This is a genomic window from Pseudomonas sp. ICMP 561 (genome assembly GCF_002699985.1).
GTDB classification, from domain to species: domain Bacteria; phylum Pseudomonadota; class Gammaproteobacteria; order Pseudomonadales; family Pseudomonadaceae; genus Aquipseudomonas; species Aquipseudomonas quasicaspiana.
The window spans coordinates 203,734-222,144 of the sequence record NZ_LKBT01000067.1 but is presented as its reverse complement, the minus strand read 5'-3'; the positions used below and the strand labels follow the sequence as shown (position 1 = coordinate 222,144).

Sequence of the window (18,411 nt, the reverse complement as noted above, 5' to 3'; positions counted from 1 at the left end):
TTCCCGAATGAACTCGGTCCTACCGTTGATCTTATTTCAGGCCGGAGCGTTCAGCTTCAGCTCTACAAGACTCCTGAGCCGCAACTGCGCACAGCACCCGCCATCCGGGCGGTTGCCGATCTGCAGGCTGCTGTCGAGTTTTTTGACGATCATCTCGACGATGGCCAGCCCCAGTCCTGCGCCGTTGCTATGGCCATTGGTGTAGAAACGCTCCAGCAAGCGCGGTGCATTTTTTTCGTCAATGCCCGGCCCGCTGTCCTCGACGCGCAGCTCGGCCTCGCCGTTTTGAGCCCGGTCGAGAATGACCCGGATCTCACTGTTGGCCGGAGCGAAGTTAAGGGCGTTGGTCAGCAGGTTCTGAAAGGCGACGGTGATGGCCGCTGGATCACTGTGTAACCGGAAGTCCTCGACGCCATCGAATACCAACTCGACTTTTTTCTCGGCTGCCAATGGCGTTAGTTCGGCGAGTTCCTCACGGACCAGACTGCCCAGGTCGAAGGTCTGCAGTTCATCGTGTTTTATCTTCGGCTCAAGGCGCGCCATGGTCAGCAATTGACTGGCGATGCGCGTCGCGCGGTCGACGCCATGCACCAGATAATCCAGCGCTTCTTCGCGTTGTTCAGGCAGTTGCGCCTGTTTGGCGTTTTGCGCGTGGATGCGCAGGATGGTCAGTGGGGTGCGTAATTCGTGTGCCGCATCCGCGATAAAACGGCGCTCTCGATCCAGCAGATTTTCGATCTGGATCAGCAGGCGATTGAGTGCGGTCTGCATAGGCTCCAGCTCTTTAGGCAGAGGTGACAGGTCCAGCGGCTCAAGGCTTTCCGGCTCGCGTCGACGGATGACGCTGGCCATGAATTGCAGGGGACGCATCCCCCAGCCAATCGCCAGCCAGATGGCTATGGCGAGAAGCGGCACACCAATCACCGTTGGCCAAAGGGTATGGCGAACGATGCGTTGAATCAGATCCTGACGCACGTCGTCACGCTCGCCAACCCAGATCAACAGCCCTTGCTGGGCATCGACCAGCAGGAAACCACACCAGTCATTGCCGTCTTTCAGGAAGTCATGCGAGCCCTCGGTCGCGGGCGGGCCGTCCAGCTCCGGTGCTTCGGCGGAACGCACCAGAAGTTCTCCGGTGTTGCGCCAGATCTGGAACGTCAAACGGGTTTCATAAGGATGTGCGGCTTCACCACCGCCCACTCGACTCATGGCTTCGTCGAAAGCCTGATACAGCCGATCAAGGTCTGTTTCGCCTGGAGGCCTTTGGCGCAAAACGCCTTGCAGCAGACGCGCGCTTTGCGCGAGTTGAGCGTCGTACACCTCTTCGATTTCGGTGTGGCTGTCGCGCAACGCCAACCAACTGATGGTCAAGTCGCCCAACAGCAGCAGGAGCAGCACGGGGATGAGGATGCGCGCGCGAACTGAACTCATGACAGAGTCTCGATCCGGTAGCCCACGCCGCGCACGGTGCGGATCAATTCAGCGGAGAGTTTTTTGCGCAGGTTGTGGATCAACACCTCCAGCGTATTGCTCTCCACCTTGTCTTGCCAGCCGTAGAGCGTGGACGACAAACGCTCGCGGGTCACGACTTTGCCGGGGCGGATCATCAGTTGATGAAGGAGTTGATACTCCATGGGCGTCATGGCGATTTCTACGCCGTTGAAGCTGACTTGCTGGGTCGAAGGATCGAGGCTGATTGGCCCATGCTCCAGCAACGGTTGCGCACGTCCCTGACTGCGGCGCAGCAGCGCACGAACCCGAGCCTTGAGCTCATCCACGTCGAACGGTTTGACCAGATAGTCATCGGCACCGGCGTCCAGCCCGGCAATTCGGTCCGGCGTACCGTCCCGTGCGGTCAGGATCAGGACGGGCAAAGACTGTTGTTCCGCGCGAATCTGGCGCAGCAAGTCGAGACCGTCCAGACGCGGCAGGCCAAGGTCGAGCAGCAGCAAATCAAAGCGTTCGCTGCGCAGGGCATGAAGAGCGCTTGCGCCATCTTGCAGCCAGTCCAGCGTATAGCCTTCGCTGCCGAGGGCGACGCGGATGCCCTGGCCTACGGCACGGTCATCTTCCACAAGGAGCAGGCGCATAAGGTGTTCCGTATTGGTTTCAGCCGGTGAGGGCGCACATGATGCCGCTACGCCTGCGCTTCGGGCAGAGCCTTGTGTCGGAGAAGATGTAACGGTCTGTTGCGTCCTAAGCTTTCGCTAAGCTTTGTTTCGCACAGTAGCGCCTCCTTAGTTCTTACGAGTGTCTGCCATGCGTAAAGTCCTGTTGCTGGTTCCCTTTCTCCTCGCCAGCCCGCTGGCCCTTGCCGGACCACAATGCACCACCGCCGAACGCTCCACCTGGCAGGATCAGGGCAAATTCCAGGAGCAACTCAAGGCTCAGGGTTACGAGATCAGCAAGTTCAAAGTCACTGACGGCAACTGCTACGAAATCTACGGCTTCGACAAAGACAAGCGCAAAGTCGAGATCTACCACGATCCGGTCACCGGCAAAGCCGTTAAGACCGAGATCAAGGGCTGATGAGCCGTCCCACCCTACGCCTGTGGGACCCGCTGGTGCGGCTGTTCCACATTTCCCTGGCCGGTGTGTTCGTCGCCAACTACTTCTTCAATGAGGCTGGTGATGATTGGCATGTCTGGCTGGGTTACTACGCGGTTGCCTGGCTGGTGGTGCGTGTGGTGTGGGGTTTCATCGGACCGCGCAGTGCGCGCTGGTCCGATTTCTGGCCGACGCCTGCGCGTTTGCGTGCCCATGTGAGTTCGCTGCTCAGGCGTCAGCCGGAACATCGGCTGGGGCATTCGCCGCTGGGCGCGCTGGTCATGGTGCTGATGATGGTGATGATTTTCGGCATCGGTCTGACGGGATGGTTGATGACCGAAGTAGATGCCTTGTGGGGCGCAGACTGGCCTCAGCAGATTCATGAAACGCTGGCTGACGGCCTGGCGTGGGTGGTGTGCCTGCATATAGCGGCGGCACTGTTTGAGAGTTATCAGGTGAAGGACAACCTGCCGTTGTCAATGATCACCGGCCGACGGCGGCCTCTCGCCGACGAGTCTCGTGATTGAGTCCAGACATTTTGCCTTCGCGGTTGTGATCAATACCCATGCGACTGACTTCTTTCAATGTACCTGTCTTGAGTGCATATCTTGCGCTCGCTCTGGTTTTCCTCGGCGCCTGGCTCAGCCATCCGCAGCACAGGCTGTCCGGTTTCGCCGTTGCCCCGGTCCTCACACCGGCTTCAGGCGTTGCGGCTAAAGCCATTTATAACACCCGCTTCGCATCGTCTGACCTTGATGACTTCGTACACTCCTCGGCAGTGACCGCATTGCCCGGTGGCGACCTGATGTCGGTGTGGTTCGCGGGCACTCGTGAGGGGGCGGGCGATGTCGAAATTCGCGCCTCGCGATTCGATGCGAGCTCAGGCGAGTGGGGCGATGAGCAGGTGCTGGCAACCCGTCAGTCTACTCAGGAGGGCACCGGTAAATATATTCGCAAACTCGGTAACCCTGTGGTCGCCCTGGCACCGGACCAGCGCTTGTGGCTGTTCTATGTGTCCGTATCGGTGGGCGGCTGGGCAGGCAGTTCAGTCAACGTGATGGTCTCCGAGGACATGGGCAAAAGCTGGTCTCAGCCACGGCAATTGGTCACCTCGCCGTTCCTCAATATCAGCACCTTGGTGCGTGCTGCGCCGGTGTTTCACGCCGACGGTTCGATAGGCCTGCCGGTTTATCACGAGTTTCTGGGCAAGTTCGCCGAATACCTTTACCTGAGCGCCAATGGCGATGTGATCGACAAATTCCGCATCAGCCGCGGCAAGAACTCCCTGCAACCAACCGTGGTGCCGCTGGATGACAAGCGCGCGGTTGCGTTGCTGCGCTACGCGGGCAATACGCATCACAAAGTGCTCGCCAGTCGCACCGAAGATGGCGGTCAGACCTGGAGCGAGCCGCTGCCCCTTGCGCCGAGCAACCCCAACTCTTCGCTGGCGGCCGTCGGTACCCCTGGCCGCGGCTTGTTGGTTGCGCTGAACGACCTGCGCGACGGTCGTTTCAAATTGAGCCTGTACGGCACGGACGAGCAGATGGATCACTGGACCTCTGTGATCGATCTCGACAAGTCCCCCGATCCGCAGGGCAATCCATTTTCCTTTGATGCCTACAAGGAAATCATCGGCGAAGGTTTCCGGGCCTCCAGTGGTGAACGCCGTCATCCGTTGGAGGAGGCGTTCCTGAGCAACCTCGATCAGCGCGTTTGCTCACCGCAAGGCTGCGATTTCGAGTACGAGTACCCGTACTTCATCCGCAGCCCTGAAGGCATCTACCACTTGGTGTATTCGTGGAATAACACCTTCATCAAACACGTCAGCTTCAATGAAGCCTGGCTGGCGGAGCAACTGCTGTGATGTCTCTATGGCAAGCCCATCTGTTTTTCAGTCTGGCGCTGTTCCTTCTGGTTACGCCGTTGGCACCGAGTCTGAAGTCACGCCTGATTATTCTGGCGGGATTTTCAGCCTTGGGCTTTGTCAGCCTCAATGGTCTTTCGCTGGCGGCCTATGTACGCAGCTTTACCGATGATCTGGCGATCACCACCGCGATTGTCCTTGTCTGGTTCAGCTTGCAGCGCCTGGGTATGAAACTGCCAGGAGTGGCTCGACCTGGCGCCGTCGTGGTGGTTGTTTTTGCTGCCCTGGCATTGGTCCTTTACCCGGCTACTTTGGGCCTCAGCTACAGCGATCCTTATCGTCTGGGCTTTAATCCGCGGCCCCTGATCATTGCTGTTGCGGTCATCGCGTTTGGCTTGTTGTACCTGCGTAATGGCCTGGGTGTGGTGATGCTGGCAGGCGCAACACTGGCCTTCGCGGTGCGCGGCAAACCTTCGGAAAACTACTGGGACTACCTGATCGACCCGTTGCTGGCGTTGTATTGCTGTGTGGCGCTGGTAGTGATGGTCGTGCGTGGCATCTATCGTCGCTGGCGCATTCGCCAGCCATTAACGCTATCAAACGGCAAGCCGGTTTCGGGCTTGTGAGTGCGACGTTCAAGGGGATGAAAATGGGGTGGCTGCAATCACGGCGCTTGCTGTATTGGCTGGGCGTGACCGTGCTGTTTTTCGTGCTGCTGAGCGTGTTGCGGCTGGTGTTTTTCTTCGGTTTTTCCGGCGTTGATCCTGCCAGTCTGAGCACTGACAACACGGTCGCACAGACGCTGGGCATCGGCTTTCGTTTCGACTTGCGTCTGGCTTTGCTGTTGGCGTTGCCCCTCGTCGTGCTGCTGTGGATTCCTCGCTGGAACCTGCTGAACGTCAAAACGATGCGTTGGTTGGCGCGGGTGTATCTGGCCGTCGCATTGGCGTTGGTCACCCTGGTTTACATCGTCGATTTCGGTCATTACGCGTATCTGGGTGTGCGGATCAACGCCAGCGTTATGCGTTATCTGGACGACGCGCAGATTTCCCGGGACATGCTCTGGCAAACCTATCCGGTGCTGTGGATCACCGCCAGTTGGCTCGCCGGTATCGGGGTCATAATCGCGGCCTTCATCGGGTTGGAGCGGCTGACCCTTGAGCGTCAGGCCAGGCCGATCAAGCGTTGGTCAGTCGCGTTTGGCGCAGTGCTCGTGACGTTGGCCACTTTGTTGGGGCTGCTGGGCCGCGTTGAAAACCTCAATCTGGAAAATCCGGTACCGCTGCGCTGGAGCGATGCGTTCTTTTCCGGCAACAGTCAGGTTGCCGCGCTGGGGTTGAACCCGGTGCTTTTCCTTTATGACACGCTCAAAGTCGGGCAATCGCGTTACGACGAAGACGTGGTGCGTGAGCACTATCCAGTGGTCGCTGATTATCTGGGCGTCGATAAACCAGACCCGCAAAGCCTGACCTTCAAGCGTCAGCAAGATGTGCAGCCATACAACGTAGCTGCCACGCGGCCGCCGAACGTGGTGTTTGTCATGCTTGAGTCCTTGGGCACCAGTGCCGTGGGGGCGTATGGCAACCCGCTCAACCCGACCCCAAATCTGGATCGGCTGGCTCAGCAAAGCTGGTTCTTCCGGCATTTCTATGTGCCCGTGACGGGAACGGCCAAAACTGTATGGGCAAGCATTACCGGGGTGCCCGATGTGACCCGTCAGGAAACCGCAACCCGGCATCCGATGTTGACCCGGCAAAACACGCTGATCAACGATTTCAAGGGCTACGAGAAGCTGTACATGATTGGCGGCAATTCCGGGTGGGCCAATATGAACGCGCTGATCCGCCGCAGCATCGTTGACATTCGACTGTATGACGAGCGTGACTGGCAATCGCCGGTGGTGGATGTCTGGGGGATTTCCGATCTGGATCTGTTCAAGGAAGGCGACCGAATCCTGCGCGCGCTGCCCAAGGACCAGCCGTTCTTCGCCTATTTGCAGACGGCGGGCAATCACCGGCCGTTTACCATTCCCAAGGAAAACGACGGTTTTGAAGTCAGCAAACTGAGCCTTGAACAGGTGCAGGCAGCGGGCTCACGCAGCGTCGAGCAATACAACGCGGTGCGCTTGCTGGACTTCAATATCGGGCGGCTGATGGAGCTGGCCAAGGCGGGCGGTTACTACGAGAACACGATTTTTGTCCTGTTTGGAGACCACAACACCCGTATCAGCCAAATCCCGCACATGCCTCCGGCCTTTGAACAGTTAGGCCTGGAGAGCAACAACGTGCCGATGTTGATTCACGCCCCAGGCTTGATAGGGACGAAGGTAGTGGAGGAGGCGGTCGGGTTGGCGGACTTGTTGCCCACCGTGGCAGGTATGGCGGGTATTCCGTTCAGCAATGGCGCCATGGGGCGGGACATCCAGCAACCTGCGCCGGAAGGAGAGCGTGTCGTGCCATTGGTACTGCGCGAGGGTACGTTCCCGTTAATTGGTGGCGTGACCCGGCATTTCCTCTTGCAGATGGAGCACGACGGCACATCACCGACGCTGCATGACCTGGCCTCGGCAACCCCGTTGGAGGACGTTGCGGGTCAGCATCCGGAGGAGTTCAGTCGCTTGCGTGCGTTGACCCTTGGGCTACATGAGAGCGCTCGAATGATGTTGTACCGGAATGTGCAGTGAGCCTGGGCGTGGCTATGTCATCGCTTAGTCACTGCAATTCGATTGCTTGAACTGCAATGCATTTACCCGTGGGAGCTGGGCTTGCCCGCGATAAGATCGACGCGACTTGTTGGAGCGAGGCTTGCCCGCGAATTCATCCGCCTTGGTTTGTCAGAGGTACCAAGTGATCGTTCTTCGCGGGCAAGCCTCGCTCCAACAGATATACGCGACCATTTGCTTGGCCAACATAGATTCCCCACGGGATTAGTGTCTTCAGATACATCGCGTATGCTTGAAATTTGTGAACCGTTTGACGATATTTTCATGCCCTTTACAGGTATGATGCCCACCTTCGTTGGGGAGTAGCCTGCTGCTGAGTTATCTCAGGAGCGTTCGTATCAACATTCTCGGCAGCAGCCGTGGTACGAACACCTTTTTTGGTTGGCGAGACCAGCGACATATCCATGCCTAAAGTCGGGCGTGTGGATGTGTCGTTGACTCATAGCCCGACTGGAAGTAAACCGTGAATCCCATTTCCCTCATATTCCTTGCCCTGGCCATGTCCACGGACGCTTTTGCAGCGGCCATCGGTAAAGGCTCCAGCCTGCACAAACCCCGTTTTATCGAAGCGCTACGCACCGGTGTGATTTTCGGTGTGATTGAAGCCATCACGCCTGTCATCGGCTGGGCCATCGGTAATGCCGCCAGCAGCTTCGTTGAAAGCTGGGACCACTGGATCGCCTTCACGCTGCTGCTGATTCTCGGCTTGCACATGATCTACAACGGCGTGAAGCAGGATGAGGAAGAGCCCGAGGAAAAAGCGGGTCAGCATTCGTTCCTGATTCTGGCTGTTACTGCTTTCGCTACCAGCATCGACGCGCTGGCCGTCGGGGTTGGCTTGGCATTTGTAGACGTGAATATTCTGGTCGCAGCGGCGGCAATCGGTCTGGCGACCATGACCATGGTCACCATTGGTGTGATGCTGGGCCGGGTGTTGGGCACCATGGTCGGCAAGCGCGCCGAGATTATTGGCGGTGTGGTGCTGATACTGGTCGGCGCGACGATCTTGTATGAGCACTTGTCGGCGTAGTCAACGCGAGCATTTTGTAGGAGCTGACGAGCAGCGCGAGGCTGCGAAGCATTCATCCTGGCAGACCGCAATCGCAGCCTTCGGCAGCTCCTACAGGTCCAGTATTTGCCGCGAGACAGCGCGGCAGAAAGAGATAGCGTCTCAGCAATTACAGCTGTTTTTTCACCGCAAACGCCGCGCCCAGCGCCTCAAGCCGGTTCGCCATCGGCGACAGGTCTTTGCTGCACTGGATCAGGGTAACGACATCCGTGGCATTGTTCTGCGCAATGGCGTGGACCGCGGTCAAGCGATCATTGATACCCACCGATGCCGCGGATTGCTGCTCTGTGGTGCCTGCGATCAGTACGTTCAGCCGGCGGATCTCCAGCACATCGGCAACCGTACTTTTCAATAGCTCAGAGCCCAGTTGACTGGCCTGTACGCAACGACCGACTTCTTCGCCGCTGGTACGCATCGAGTCGGCTGCGGTGCGGCTTTCCTTCTGCAACGATTCAACGATCTGGCGAATTTCGTCCACCGAGCCTGCTGTCTTCTGCGCCAGGCCGCGAACCTCATCGGCCACTACGGCAAATCCGCGGCCCTGCTCACCGGCGCGGGCAGCCTCAATGGCGGCATTCAGCGCCAACAAATTGGTTTGCTCGGCGATTTCACGGATCACGTTGATCACCTTGCCAATCTTTTCTGCCTGTTCGGCCAGCGACTGCACGCTCAGATTGGCTCCGCTGATGGAGGACTCCAGGTTGGCGATATCCTTGCTGGCCTGATCCACCGACTCACGGCCTTTCACCAACTGCTCATTGGCTTTATTGGCACCCTGATGTGCCTGGCTAGCATGTTGCGAGATGTCGTCCAGAGCCGTGGTAAGCGATTGCATAGCGTCGACCATACGAGTGATTTCCGCCAGTTGCTGCTGCGCGCCTTTGTCCAGAGTTTCGCCGGTGACAGAGAGCTTGCGACCCATGTCGCTCAACCCGCGGGTCTCGTGAATGACGCCGCCAACGGTGTGGGTGATTAACGTCAGGAAATCATCAAAGCGCTGTGCCGAGTGTGTGCCGGCACGATTTTCAGTGACGGCCGTTCTGTTATCCAGGCGCGTTGCCGCCTGCAGGATCTTGTCCAGCAGATCCTGGCTTTCTTTGGCCGCGCTATAGCTGTGAATGGCGAGATAAATCAGGATGGCGCTTTCCGCGACGACATAGGCCGCGTGAATGAAGATCACACCCCAGCCGCCGTGATGTTGCATCACGTACACCGGGTAGCCTTGATGTTGCAGCACATGGAACAACAGATGGTGAACCGCAATGGTGGCCGCTGCGACAACGATGGGCAGCCAGTCCCGGTAAAACGTCAGGACGGCCAGCAACGCGAAAATCCCGAAGTGGACTTCAATGACGCCTTGGGTCTGGTTGATGTGCAGGCCCGCCATGACCATCAGGGCCACGCCCGTCAGGCAACGAAACAAGCGGGTGCCACGCAGTGTCGGGTAAAGCGCGGTCATCGCCAGAGCGGTGCCGCCACCGACCAGAATGGCCTGGCCAAAGGTCGAGTAAATAGTCGCCAGCCCCAGGGCGTAGACAAAACATATCCACAGCAGCCCTAGCATGATGCGGTCGGCTTTACGGTAATGATCAGTGAAACGGGGCACCGTCGACATAACGCAAATCCTCAACATCCATTTCATGGAACCGCCTGGACGCCGAGTATGCCTGTGTCGGTTGGACTAAAGAAGCGGAATGCCATTACTGGTGCAGTTGCTGCACACAATGGATATGGAGGCGCGTCGCTGTCGTGCGCCAAACGTTAGATCTGTAGGAGCGCACGAGCACCGCGAGGCCGCGATGGCGGTGTATCAGCCAGACCGCCATCGCTGCCTCGCGGTGCTCGTGAGCTCCTACAGAAAAATAGCGGTATGTCAGCGTAGAGCTATCGCAGCCTTCGGCAGCTCCTACAGAAAAGAGCAGTTATTAATGCAGCTTCATCCGCGGCTCGGTCCCTTTGCCGATACGGCTGCCGAGCATCAGCATCAGCGTGCGGAAGGTGCCGTAAAGCGCCATCTGGTGCATGCGGTACAGGGAAACGTAGAACATCCGCGCCAGCCAGCCTTCGAGCATGACGCTGCCGGTCAGGTTGCCCATCAGATTACCCACTGCCGAGAATTTCGACAGAGAGATCAATGAGCCGTAATCGGTGTATTTGTATTCCGGCAGCGACTTGCCTTCGATGCGCAGCTTCAGGGATTTGACCAGCAGTGACGCTTGCTGATGAGCCGCCTGCGCGCGAGGCGGGACGTTACGGTCCGAGCCTTTCTGCGGGCAGGCTGCGCAATCGCCGAACGCGAAGATGTTTTCATCGCGGGTGGTCTGCAGCGTTGGGAGCACCTGCAGCTGGTTGATGCGGTTGGTTTCCAGCCCGTCGATTTCCTGCAGGAAGGCCGGTGCACGAATGCCTGCGGCCCAGACCTTGAGCGTGGCTGGAATCACCAGCCCGCTGGCGGTGATCAGCGAGTCGGCCGTGACTTCACTTACGGCAGCATCGGTCAGCACCGTAACGCCGAGTTTCTCCAGGGTTTTATGCACCGGCCCACCGATGCGTTCAGGCAATGCAGGCAACACCCGCGGGCCTGCTTCGATGACCGTGATGCGCAGGTTTTCCGGTTTGATCTTGCCCAATCCGTAAGCCGCGAGTTCGTGAGCCGCGTTGTGCAGTTCAGCCGCCAGCTCGACGCCAGTCGCACCTGCACCGACGATGGCCACGGTGATTTCCTGGGTGTGGTCGACTTGCCCGGCGTGAGCGCGCAAATAGTGGTTGAGCAACTGCTGGTGGAATTTCTCGGCCTGCTTGCGCGAATCAAGAAACAGGCAGTGCTCGGCCGCACCCAGCGTATTGAAGTCGTTAGTGGTGCTACCTACCGAAATCACCAGCGAGTCGTAATCCAGGCTGCGCGCAGGAACCAGTTCCAGACCGTTTTCATCCAGCGTGGCGGCCAGATGAATTTGCCGCGCCTCACGGTTCAGTCCCGTCATTTTGCCGAGCTGGAACTGAAAGTGGTTCCACTTGGCCTGAGCCACATAATTCAGCTCATCCTCATAGGAGTTGAGCGAACCTGCCGCGACTTCGTGCAGCAGCGGTTTCCAGATGTGGGTCAGGTTGGCGTCGACCAGGGTCACGCTTGCCGTGCCTTTCTTGCCCAGGGTTTTACCCAGGCGGGTCGCCAGCTCCAGACCGCCAGCGCCGCCGCCAACGATGACAATACGATGAGTCATAGGGATATCTCATAAGGTTTAAGGAATTCGGGGGGAGTGAGTTGATCCTCGCGAGCGCTGTCTTGCTGCTGCTCAGAGCGTCAGATAACTCAACAAAAGGCTCGACACGTCCAGGCCAACCACCATTGCAGCCACCCCGAAAAGGAGCAGCCAGGGACAAAAGGCCGGCGCTCGACTTGGTCGTGGGGGCTTGCAGGTACTCATCGACACATGCTTCGACACGCGTTTGGTCGTTGGGTTTCAGGCGACTGGACATGAGCGTCTCAGAAAAGGGCGCAGCGGTTATTCGGCAATCAGTTCCAGCGGTTCGACCCGCAGCGAATCGTCCAGACGAATGATGCCGCTTTGTATCACTCGCGCAGTAATTCCGCCATGCCCACGTACTGCCTGAAAGGTGCCGTGCCCAAGACGCTGCTCCAGCCGGGCGCAAGGCTGGCACCAGCCAGTGGTTTCCAGAACGGCCTGACCGATCTTGAAGCGACGCCCTTTGAGGCTGAACAGATTGATGCCGCTGATCACCAGATTGCGGCGCAGGTCCTGAGGCACGATGGGTTGATCTTCGGGTCGGTTCAGCAAGGAGCTGACCACCGCCAGATGCTCCCATTGAATCAACGTGACCTGCCGCGCATTGCGTGGGCCGGGGCGCGCATGGTCGCCGGTCAGGCCGGCTTCGCGGCGTGCTTCCACCGCATCCAGCTCGACCATGTCGCCACGGGATTCAGGACGTACGCCAATCCAGCGCACCTGGCCGGTTTGCGGTACGTCGGCCAATAGTTCTTGCAGAGGGCTCATAAGCTGATTCCAACATCGAAAACCACGCTGCGACCCAGGTTGGTTCGCAGAAAATCCGGAGCACCCGGGTGGGCAAATAACACTCGGGCAAAGGTTGGGCCCACCAGTGACAAGGAACGCCAACCCTGGCGCAGATACTCGGTGGGCGGCGGGAAATGGCTGTTCAAGTCGAGTACTTCGCGCTTTAGGCTGGCGAAGGCGATGATGTCCAGCCCACTCAGGTCGATACCGCGTTCGTTGTAATTGGTGGCTTTTTTGCGAAGTGTGGGCCCCAGCCGTTGCAGCAGATCGCTTGCAGGAATGCGTTTGGGCTTGGCTTCGCGGCGCACCAGTTGGCTCAGGGAAAATGCGCCACGCCTGCGCGCCAGCTCCTCGCGCCACTCATCGTTGAGGCGACGGCCTTCATCCAGGACGAAGAACACTTCAAAACGCGCGTCACGAAACAGCACGTCGGGCGGTTCCTGCACGGCTGCGGTGAAGTCTTCGTGACGATGCGTAATGTTCAGGCCTTGCAGCAGACGCTCACAAACCCATCGCTCACGCTCCCACTTTCGCGCATTGGAAAGAAACGCGTTGGCTTGTTCGGCCTGGATCGTGAGCAGGCGTAGGTAGTCTGAGTCATCCATGGGCCAAGCTTAGCGTTCTAATAGCTACAACTGGAAGATGCTGCTGTGCATTTCGAATACAACGCAGGTAGGAGCGGCCCTGCTGTCTCGCGGCAGACAGAGGGCCTGTAGGAGCTGCCGAAGGCTGCGATCGCGGTGTGCCTGGATAAATGCTTCGCAGCCTTCGGCAGCTCTTACAGAAAATCTATTTCAATCCAGCAGTTTGCATGGTGTTTGATAAGAGCGCTTGCCCGCGATCACGTTGGCACGGGCGCTAAATATGTTTGGCCATGAAATCGAATCGCGGGCAAGCGCGCTCCTACGGCAGATTGCGTTAATTACGCTTCAGACCAAGCCAAAGGAAGGCGCGTCGGTGTTACGACCAGCCAACCCAACGCCCATTTCCGCTATGGTGTTGGCTTTTCCACTCCACTCAGGAGAGTTGCACCCTTGAAACTCTGGCCCATTCTGCTGTTGATCCTGTTGCCGTTTACCGCGCAGGCCATTGAAATCGGGGATCCGGTGCCGACCTGGAGTCTGTTCGACCAGTTTGATGAGCCGTATGTGATGGACCCGCAAAAGACCCAGACCATTCTGGTCGCCAGCAGCATGAGCGCGGGCAAGATCATGGAGAAGGCACTCAAAGACAAACCCAAAGGTTTTCTGGAGGTCCGGCACACTGTGTTCATCGCCAACATCGAGCCGATGCCTGCGTATGTCACCAAGTTTTTTGCCGTGCCGAAAATGCGCAGGGTTTACTCGTATCGGGTAGCGCTGGACCGCGAAGCGCAGATCGCGCCGGGTTATGGCGGGGATGCAGCGGCCGTTCAGTGGTTGCAGATCAAGGATGGCAAGTTGCTGGAGCGGCAAGAATTCAACGGACCGGACGCGCTTCGCGAAGCGCTGGAGAAGCCGTGAGCCGAGCCTGATCAGGTCAGGCTCAGTCACGTACAGATCAATGCCTGTCTGGCAGATCGCCGGAAAACATTTCGTCTTCGGCATCCGGGCTGACCGGAATCGCATGTTCTTCCGACGCCCATGCGCCGAGATCGATCAGCTTGCAGCGTTCAGAGCAGAACGGCCGGGCAGGGCTGGCGGCGCTCCATTCCACAGGGGCGCCACAGGTTGGGCAATCGACGGTCATTGGTTGGCTCATGATTGGCCTCCGGACAAAGTTAAATAAAAGTGGTGCAGCCGCTGGACTTCGCTTCGCAGCCAGGCAGCGTCCCGGTCATTGACCAGCACATCATCGGCACGACTCAATCGATCTTCGCGACTGGCCTGGGCCTTGATAATCGCCTCGACCTGCTCCTGACTGGAACTGTCGCGCAGCATGGTGCGCTGGACTTGCACGTTTTGTGGGACATCAATGACCAGCACGCGCTGAGTGATTTTCCACTGGCCGGACTCGACCAGCAGGGGCGAAACCAGAATCGCATAAGGCGAGGTGGCGCTGGCCAGATCGCGCTGGATTTCGGTGCCGATCAGCGGGTGCAGCAGGGCTTCGAGCCAGCGGCGTTGTTCGGCATTCTCGAAAATCAAGCCGCGCAGGGCACCTCGATTCAGCGTGCCATCGGCATGCAGCACCGTCGGCCCGAAGTGTTCTGCGATTTGTGCCAGCGCCGGACGGCCGGGTTCAACCACCCAGCGCGCGGCGTGATCGGCGTCGACCACATGAATGCCCAGATCAATGAAGCACTGCGCTGCGGCGCTCTTGCCGCTACCGATGCCGCCGGTAAGGCCGAGAATCCAGGGTTTTTGAGCGGTTGGGGTCATCTGAAACCGGCAAATTGCAAATAGGAGTCGGTTATTTGACCACCCCAGAGCAAAGCGATCCAGCCTGCGATGGCCAGATAGGGACCGAAGGGGATCGGCGTGCTGGTTTCGACATTACGCAAACGCAGCATGATCAGGCCCAATATGGCCCCGACCAGCGATGACAGCAGGATGGTCAACGGCAGGATCTGCCAGCCACCCCAGGCCCCCAGCATGGCCAGCAATTTGAAGTCGCCATGGCCCATGCCTTCTTTGCCGGTGATCAGTTTGAACAGCCAGTACACCGACCACAACACCAGATAACCGGCTACTGCGCCCCAGAGCGCGTCGCTCAGGTTGGTGAACAGGCCGAACGAGTTGACGATCAGGCCCATCCACAGCAGCGGTAAGATCAGGTCGTCAGGCAGCAACTGGTGGTCGGCATCGATCAGACTCATGGCCAGCAGGCCCCAGCTCAGCACCAGCATCGCTGCCGCAGGCCAGCCAAAACCGAAGTGCCAGGCGATGTAGCCGGACAGCAGGCCACAGGTCAGTTCCACCAGCGGGTAACGTTTGCTGATCGGTGCTTTGCAGCTTGAGCATTTGCCACCCAGAAACAGGTAGCTGAGCACTGGCAGGTTTTCCCATGGGCGGATCTGATGGGTGCAATGCGGGCAACGGGAGTGCGGCAGTATGAGGTTGAAGGTCTCGCCTTCAGGCTCGGCGGGCAGTTTGAGCATTTCCCGGGACTGAGCCTGCCAGTCGCGCTCCATCATGATCGGCAGGCGATAAATCAGCACATTGAGAAAACTGCCCACCAGCAAGCCAAGAATCAGTGCGGATAAAACAAAGGCCAGCGGTGAGCTGGCCAGGAAATCAACAAGCAGCATTGTCAGACTGCGCCTCCGAGTTTGAAGATCGGCAGGTACATGGCGATCACCAGACCGCCAACGATGACGCCGAGCACGCCCATGATCAGCGGCTCCATCAAGGCGGTCAGATTGTCTACCATGTTATCGACTTCATCCTCGTAATAAGTCGCGACCTTGTCGAGCATCGAGTCCAGTGCGCCCGACTCTTCGCCGATGGCGGTCATTTGAATGGCAAGGCTGGGGAATACGCCGGTGGCACGCATGGAGAAGTTGAGCTGCATGCCGGTAGAAACATCCTGCTTGACCTTGTTTACTGCGTTGCGGAAAACCACGTTACCGGTTGCGCCTGCTACTGAGTCCAGCGCTTCCACCAGCGGCACACCGGCAGCGAAGGTGGTGGACAGGGTACGAGCAAAGCGCGCGACCGAAGATTTATAAATCAACGGGCCGATAACCGGGACTTTCAGCAGGCTGCGGTCGACGCTATCACGGAAGTTCTGTGAGCCTTTGTAGCTGCGTCGAAACAGGAAAGTACTGGCGAATATCAGTCCCAGAATGATCAGCCACCAGTCCTGAACGAATTTTGACAGGCCAATTACCATTAGGGTGAACGCCGGCAGCTCTGCGCCGAAACCAGCGAAGATGTCCTGAAACTTCGGCACTACATAAAGCAGCATGATCCCTGAAACGACAAAGGCCATGAGCATCACCATGATCGGGTAGGTCATGGCCTTCTTGATCTTGGCTTTGAGTTTTTCGGTTTTTTCCTTATAGGTCGCCACTCGATCCAGCAGGGCTTCCAGCGCACCGGCCTGCTCACCGGCGTCTACAAGGTTGCAGTACAGGTCGTCGAAATATTGCGGCTTCTGCCGTAGTGCAGTGGCGAAACTGTTACCGGCTGCGACCTCGCTTTTCACTTCTTCGATCAGCTTGCGCATGTTCGGGTTTTCCGAACCTTCGGCGATGATGTCGAAGGACTGCAGCAGCGGCACCCCGGCTTTCATCATGGTTGCCATCTGGCGAGAGAAAAACGCGATATCCAGCGGTTTGATTTTCTTCCCGGCGCCACCAAAGATCGAAACCGGTTTCTTGCGCACTTTGGTCGGGTTGATGCCTTGCTTGCGCAACTGCGCCTTGACCAGCGCCGGATTATGGCCGGTCAGTTCGCCGGTCATCTTCGCGCCTTTCTTGTCGGTGCCTTCCCACGTAAAAACGATAACTTTCGCCGCTTTGCTGGCCATGATCAGTCCTTGGTCACGCGGTTGACTTCTTCGAGGCTGGTGACGCCCTGCATGGCTTTGATCAGGCCGGAGGTGCGCAGGTCATTGAAGCCGTCCTTGCGCATTTGCACGGAAATATCCAGTGAGTTGCCTTCTTCCATGATGATGCGCTCCAGAGCGGGGGTCTTCTTGACCACTTCGTAAATCCCCACGCGGCCTTTATAGCCGCCATTGCACTGGTCGCAGCCTACCGGCGTATAGACCTTGAACGTGCCGATTTTGTCTGCCGGGAAGCCTTCCGATATCAACGTGTCGTGAGGAATGTCCGCCTCCTTCTTGCAGTGCGGGCACAGCTTGCGCGCCAGACGCTGAGCAATGATCAGGTTGATGGCGGTGGCGATGTTGAACGCAGCCACTCCCATGTGGTGCAAGCGAGTCAGGGTTTCGGCGGCGCTGTTGGTGTGCAGCGTGGACAAGACCATGTGCCCGGTTTGCGAAGCCTTGATGGCGATTTCCGCCGTTTCCAGATCGCGAATCTCACCGACCATGATCACGTCAGGATCCTGACGCAAAAAGGCCCGAAGTGCCTGGGAAAAGTCCATTCCTTGACGGGGATTGACGTTGACCTGGTTGACGCCTTCCAGGTTGATTTCAACCGGATCTTCGGCGGTGGAAATATTGATATCCACGGTGTTGAGGATATTGAGGCCGGTGTACAGCGACACGGTTTTACCCGAGCCGGTAGGGCCTGTGACCAGAATCATGCCTTGCGGTTGTTTAAGTGCTTCCAGGTACAGGGCTTTCTGCTCAGGCTCGTAGCCCAATGCATCAATGCCCATTTTTGCCGTGGTCGGATCCAGCAGACGCATCACGATCTTTTCCCCCCACAGCGTCGGCAGGGTGTTCATCCGGAAATCAATAGCCTTGGTTTTCGATATGCGCAGCTTGACCCGGCCATCCTGCGGTTTGCGTCGCTCGGAAATATCCAGGCTGGCCATGACCTTCAGACGCGCTGCAATGCGGCTTGCAAGGTGGATAGGGGGCTTGGCGACTTCATGGAGAATGCCGTCCGTGCGCAAGCGAACCCGAAAGGTCTTTTCGTAGGGCTCAAAGTGCAAGTCGGACGAGCCGAGGCGGATGGCGTCCATCAGCATCTTGTTGACGAAGCGCACCACCGGCGCATCGTCGGCGTCATCCTGTCCTAGGGACGTCTCCTTGGATTCTCCGCCTGACACCACCTCCAGGCTGAGATCGACATCGCCTAAATCCCCAAGAGAGGTGTGACCATCGAAAAACTTTTCGATGGCGTCGCTGAGCTTGTCGTCTTCTACCAGAATCGCTTCGATGGCGAGCCCGGTGTTGAACTGCAGATCGGTGATGGCTTGCTGGTTGGCCGGGTCGGAGATACCGATATAAAGCTTATTGCCGCGCTTCCACAGCGGCAGGGCATGGTGCTGACGGATGAGCTTTTCACTCACCACACCTCTGGGCTGCTCTTCTTTATTAAGGCAATTGAGGTCGAGAAACGGCAGACCGAACTGGTCCGACGACATTTCCGCCAGAGCCAGGGCCTTGACCAAGCGGTTTTGCACCAGATAACTGATCAGCGAAACCTTGTCGCGCCGGGCTTGCAGAAACGCCTGCTGCGTCGCTTTTTCAGTCAAAAGTTCGGCAGCTACCAATTGCTTGGCCAAACCGGTCAGGACAACGTCACTCATAAATCCACCAACCCCATACAGTC

General features: G+C 58.1%; 18 protein-coding genes and 1 riboswitch. Of the genes, 7 read left to right on the top strand and 11 right to left on the bottom strand.

The annotated features are described in order from the left end of the window. Positions 1 to 36 precede the first annotated feature (36 nt). Both AO242_RS26500 and AO242_RS26495 read right to left on the bottom strand, forming a co-directional pair. Positions 37 to 1,431 carry an ATP-binding protein gene (locus tag AO242_RS26500; protein WP_099271001.1) on the bottom strand — a complete coding sequence of 465 codons (1,395 nt, stop codon included), beginning with the start codon at positions 1,429 to 1,431 and terminating at the stop codon, positions 37 to 39. Next, a complete protein-coding gene (locus AO242_RS26495) occupies positions 1,428 to 2,090 on the bottom strand; it encodes a response regulator (RefSeq protein WP_099271000.1) in 663 nt (220 codons plus the stop codon). Before AO242_RS26495 ends, AO242_RS26500 begins: the two co-directional genes overlap by 4 nt. Positions 2,091 to 2,259: 169 nt before the next feature. Between AO242_RS26495 and AO242_RS26490 the strand changes: the two genes are divergently transcribed. From AO242_RS26490 to mntP, 6 genes are all read left to right on the top strand, one after another. Further along, positions 2,260 to 2,529, top strand: coding sequence for a PepSY domain-containing protein (locus AO242_RS26490; RefSeq protein ID WP_027900126.1), 270 nt, complete (start codon positions 2,260 to 2,262; stop codon positions 2,527 to 2,529). Continuing rightward, positions 2,529 to 3,074 carry a cytochrome b/b6 domain-containing protein gene (locus AO242_RS26485; RefSeq protein WP_099270999.1) on the top strand — a complete coding sequence of 182 codons (546 nt, stop codon included), beginning with the start codon at positions 2,529 to 2,531 and terminating at the stop codon, positions 3,072 to 3,074. Before AO242_RS26490 ends, AO242_RS26485 begins: the two co-directional genes overlap by 1 nt. 38 nt (positions 3,075 to 3,112) lie before the next feature. After that, positions 3,113 to 4,411, top strand: coding sequence for a sialidase family protein (locus AO242_RS26480; protein WP_099270998.1), 1,299 nt, complete (start codon positions 3,113 to 3,115; stop codon positions 4,409 to 4,411). Further along, positions 4,408 to 5,037 carry a hypothetical protein gene (locus AO242_RS26475; protein ID WP_099270997.1) on the top strand — a complete coding sequence of 210 codons (630 nt, stop codon included), beginning with the start codon at positions 4,408 to 4,410 and terminating at the stop codon, positions 5,035 to 5,037. Before AO242_RS26480 ends, AO242_RS26475 begins: the two co-directional genes overlap by 4 nt. A 23-nt stretch (positions 5,038 to 5,060) precedes the next feature. Next, a complete protein-coding gene (locus AO242_RS26470) occupies positions 5,061 to 7,094 on the top strand; it encodes an LTA synthase family protein (protein WP_099270996.1) in 2,034 nt (677 codons plus the stop codon). A gap of 324 nt (positions 7,095 to 7,418) precedes the next feature. Further along, positions 7,419 to 7,591: riboswitch (yybP-ykoY riboswitch) on the top strand. Positions 7,592 to 7,596: 5 nt separating this feature from the next. After that, complete coding sequence (gene mntP / locus AO242_RS26465) at positions 7,597 to 8,163, top strand: manganese efflux pump MntP (RefSeq protein ID WP_099270995.1); 567 nt, start codon at positions 7,597 to 7,599, stop codon at positions 8,161 to 8,163. A 148-nt stretch (positions 8,164 to 8,311) separates the two neighbouring features. Here mntP and AO242_RS26460 read toward each other — a convergent pair whose 3' ends face one another. The 4 genes from AO242_RS26460 to AO242_RS26440 all read right to left on the bottom strand — a co-directional run bounded on the left by AO242_RS26460 (position 8,312) and on the right by AO242_RS26440 (position 12,844). Beyond that, the gene (locus tag AO242_RS26460; RefSeq protein WP_099270994.1) at positions 8,312 to 9,817 is read right to left on the bottom strand and encodes a methyl-accepting chemotaxis protein; all 1,506 of its coding nucleotides are present in this window, start codon (positions 9,815 to 9,817) and stop codon (positions 8,312 to 8,314) included. Between the two features lie 310 nt (positions 9,818 to 10,127). Beyond that, entirely contained in the window at positions 10,128 to 11,426 is a 1,299-nt protein-coding gene (locus AO242_RS26455) for an NAD(P)/FAD-dependent oxidoreductase (RefSeq protein WP_099270993.1), read from the bottom strand. A 282-nt stretch (positions 11,427 to 11,708) separates the two neighbouring features. Then, a complete protein-coding gene (locus AO242_RS26445) occupies positions 11,709 to 12,218 on the bottom strand; it encodes an MOSC domain-containing protein (RefSeq protein WP_099270992.1) in 510 nt (169 codons plus the stop codon). Next, positions 12,215 to 12,844 carry a DUF1780 domain-containing protein gene (locus AO242_RS26440; protein WP_027902141.1) on the bottom strand — a complete coding sequence of 210 codons (630 nt, stop codon included), beginning with the start codon at positions 12,842 to 12,844 and terminating at the stop codon, positions 12,215 to 12,217. Before AO242_RS26440 ends, AO242_RS26445 begins: the two co-directional genes overlap by 4 nt. A 429-nt stretch (positions 12,845 to 13,273) precedes the next feature. Between AO242_RS26440 and AO242_RS26435 the strand changes: the two genes are divergently transcribed. Beyond that, positions 13,274 to 13,741 (top strand): hypothetical protein, encoded by a 468-nt coding sequence (locus tag AO242_RS26435; RefSeq protein ID WP_099270991.1) that lies wholly within the window; start codon positions 13,274 to 13,276, stop codon positions 13,739 to 13,741. Between the two features lie 37 nt (positions 13,742 to 13,778). Here the strand turns inward: AO242_RS26435 and yacG are convergent, their stop codons facing one another. From yacG to pilB, 5 genes are read right to left on the bottom strand one after another with little or no spacing between them, the layout of a single operon-like run. Further along, positions 13,779 to 13,979: a DNA gyrase inhibitor YacG gene (gene yacG, locus AO242_RS26430; RefSeq protein WP_027902143.1), complete on the bottom strand. Its 201-nt coding sequence runs from the start codon at positions 13,977 to 13,979 to the stop codon at positions 13,779 to 13,781. Continuing rightward, entirely contained in the window at positions 13,976 to 14,599 is a 624-nt protein-coding gene (gene coaE, locus AO242_RS26425) for a dephospho-CoA kinase (protein ID WP_099270990.1), read from the bottom strand. Before coaE ends, yacG begins: the two co-directional genes overlap by 4 nt. Continuing rightward, positions 14,596 to 15,468 (bottom strand): prepilin peptidase, encoded by an 873-nt coding sequence (locus AO242_RS26420; protein ID WP_099270989.1) that lies wholly within the window; start codon positions 15,466 to 15,468, stop codon positions 14,596 to 14,598. Before AO242_RS26420 ends, coaE begins: the two co-directional genes overlap by 4 nt. A gap of 2 nt (positions 15,469 to 15,470) precedes the next feature. Continuing rightward, positions 15,471 to 16,691, bottom strand: coding sequence for a type II secretion system F family protein (locus AO242_RS26415; protein WP_099270988.1), 1,221 nt, complete (start codon positions 16,689 to 16,691; stop codon positions 15,471 to 15,473). 2 nt (positions 16,692 to 16,693) lie between these two features. Next, positions 16,694 to 18,388, bottom strand: coding sequence for a type IV-A pilus assembly ATPase PilB (gene pilB / locus AO242_RS26410; protein ID WP_099270987.1), 1,695 nt, complete (start codon positions 18,386 to 18,388; stop codon positions 16,694 to 16,696). Between the last annotated feature and the right edge of the window lie 23 nt (positions 18,389 to 18,411).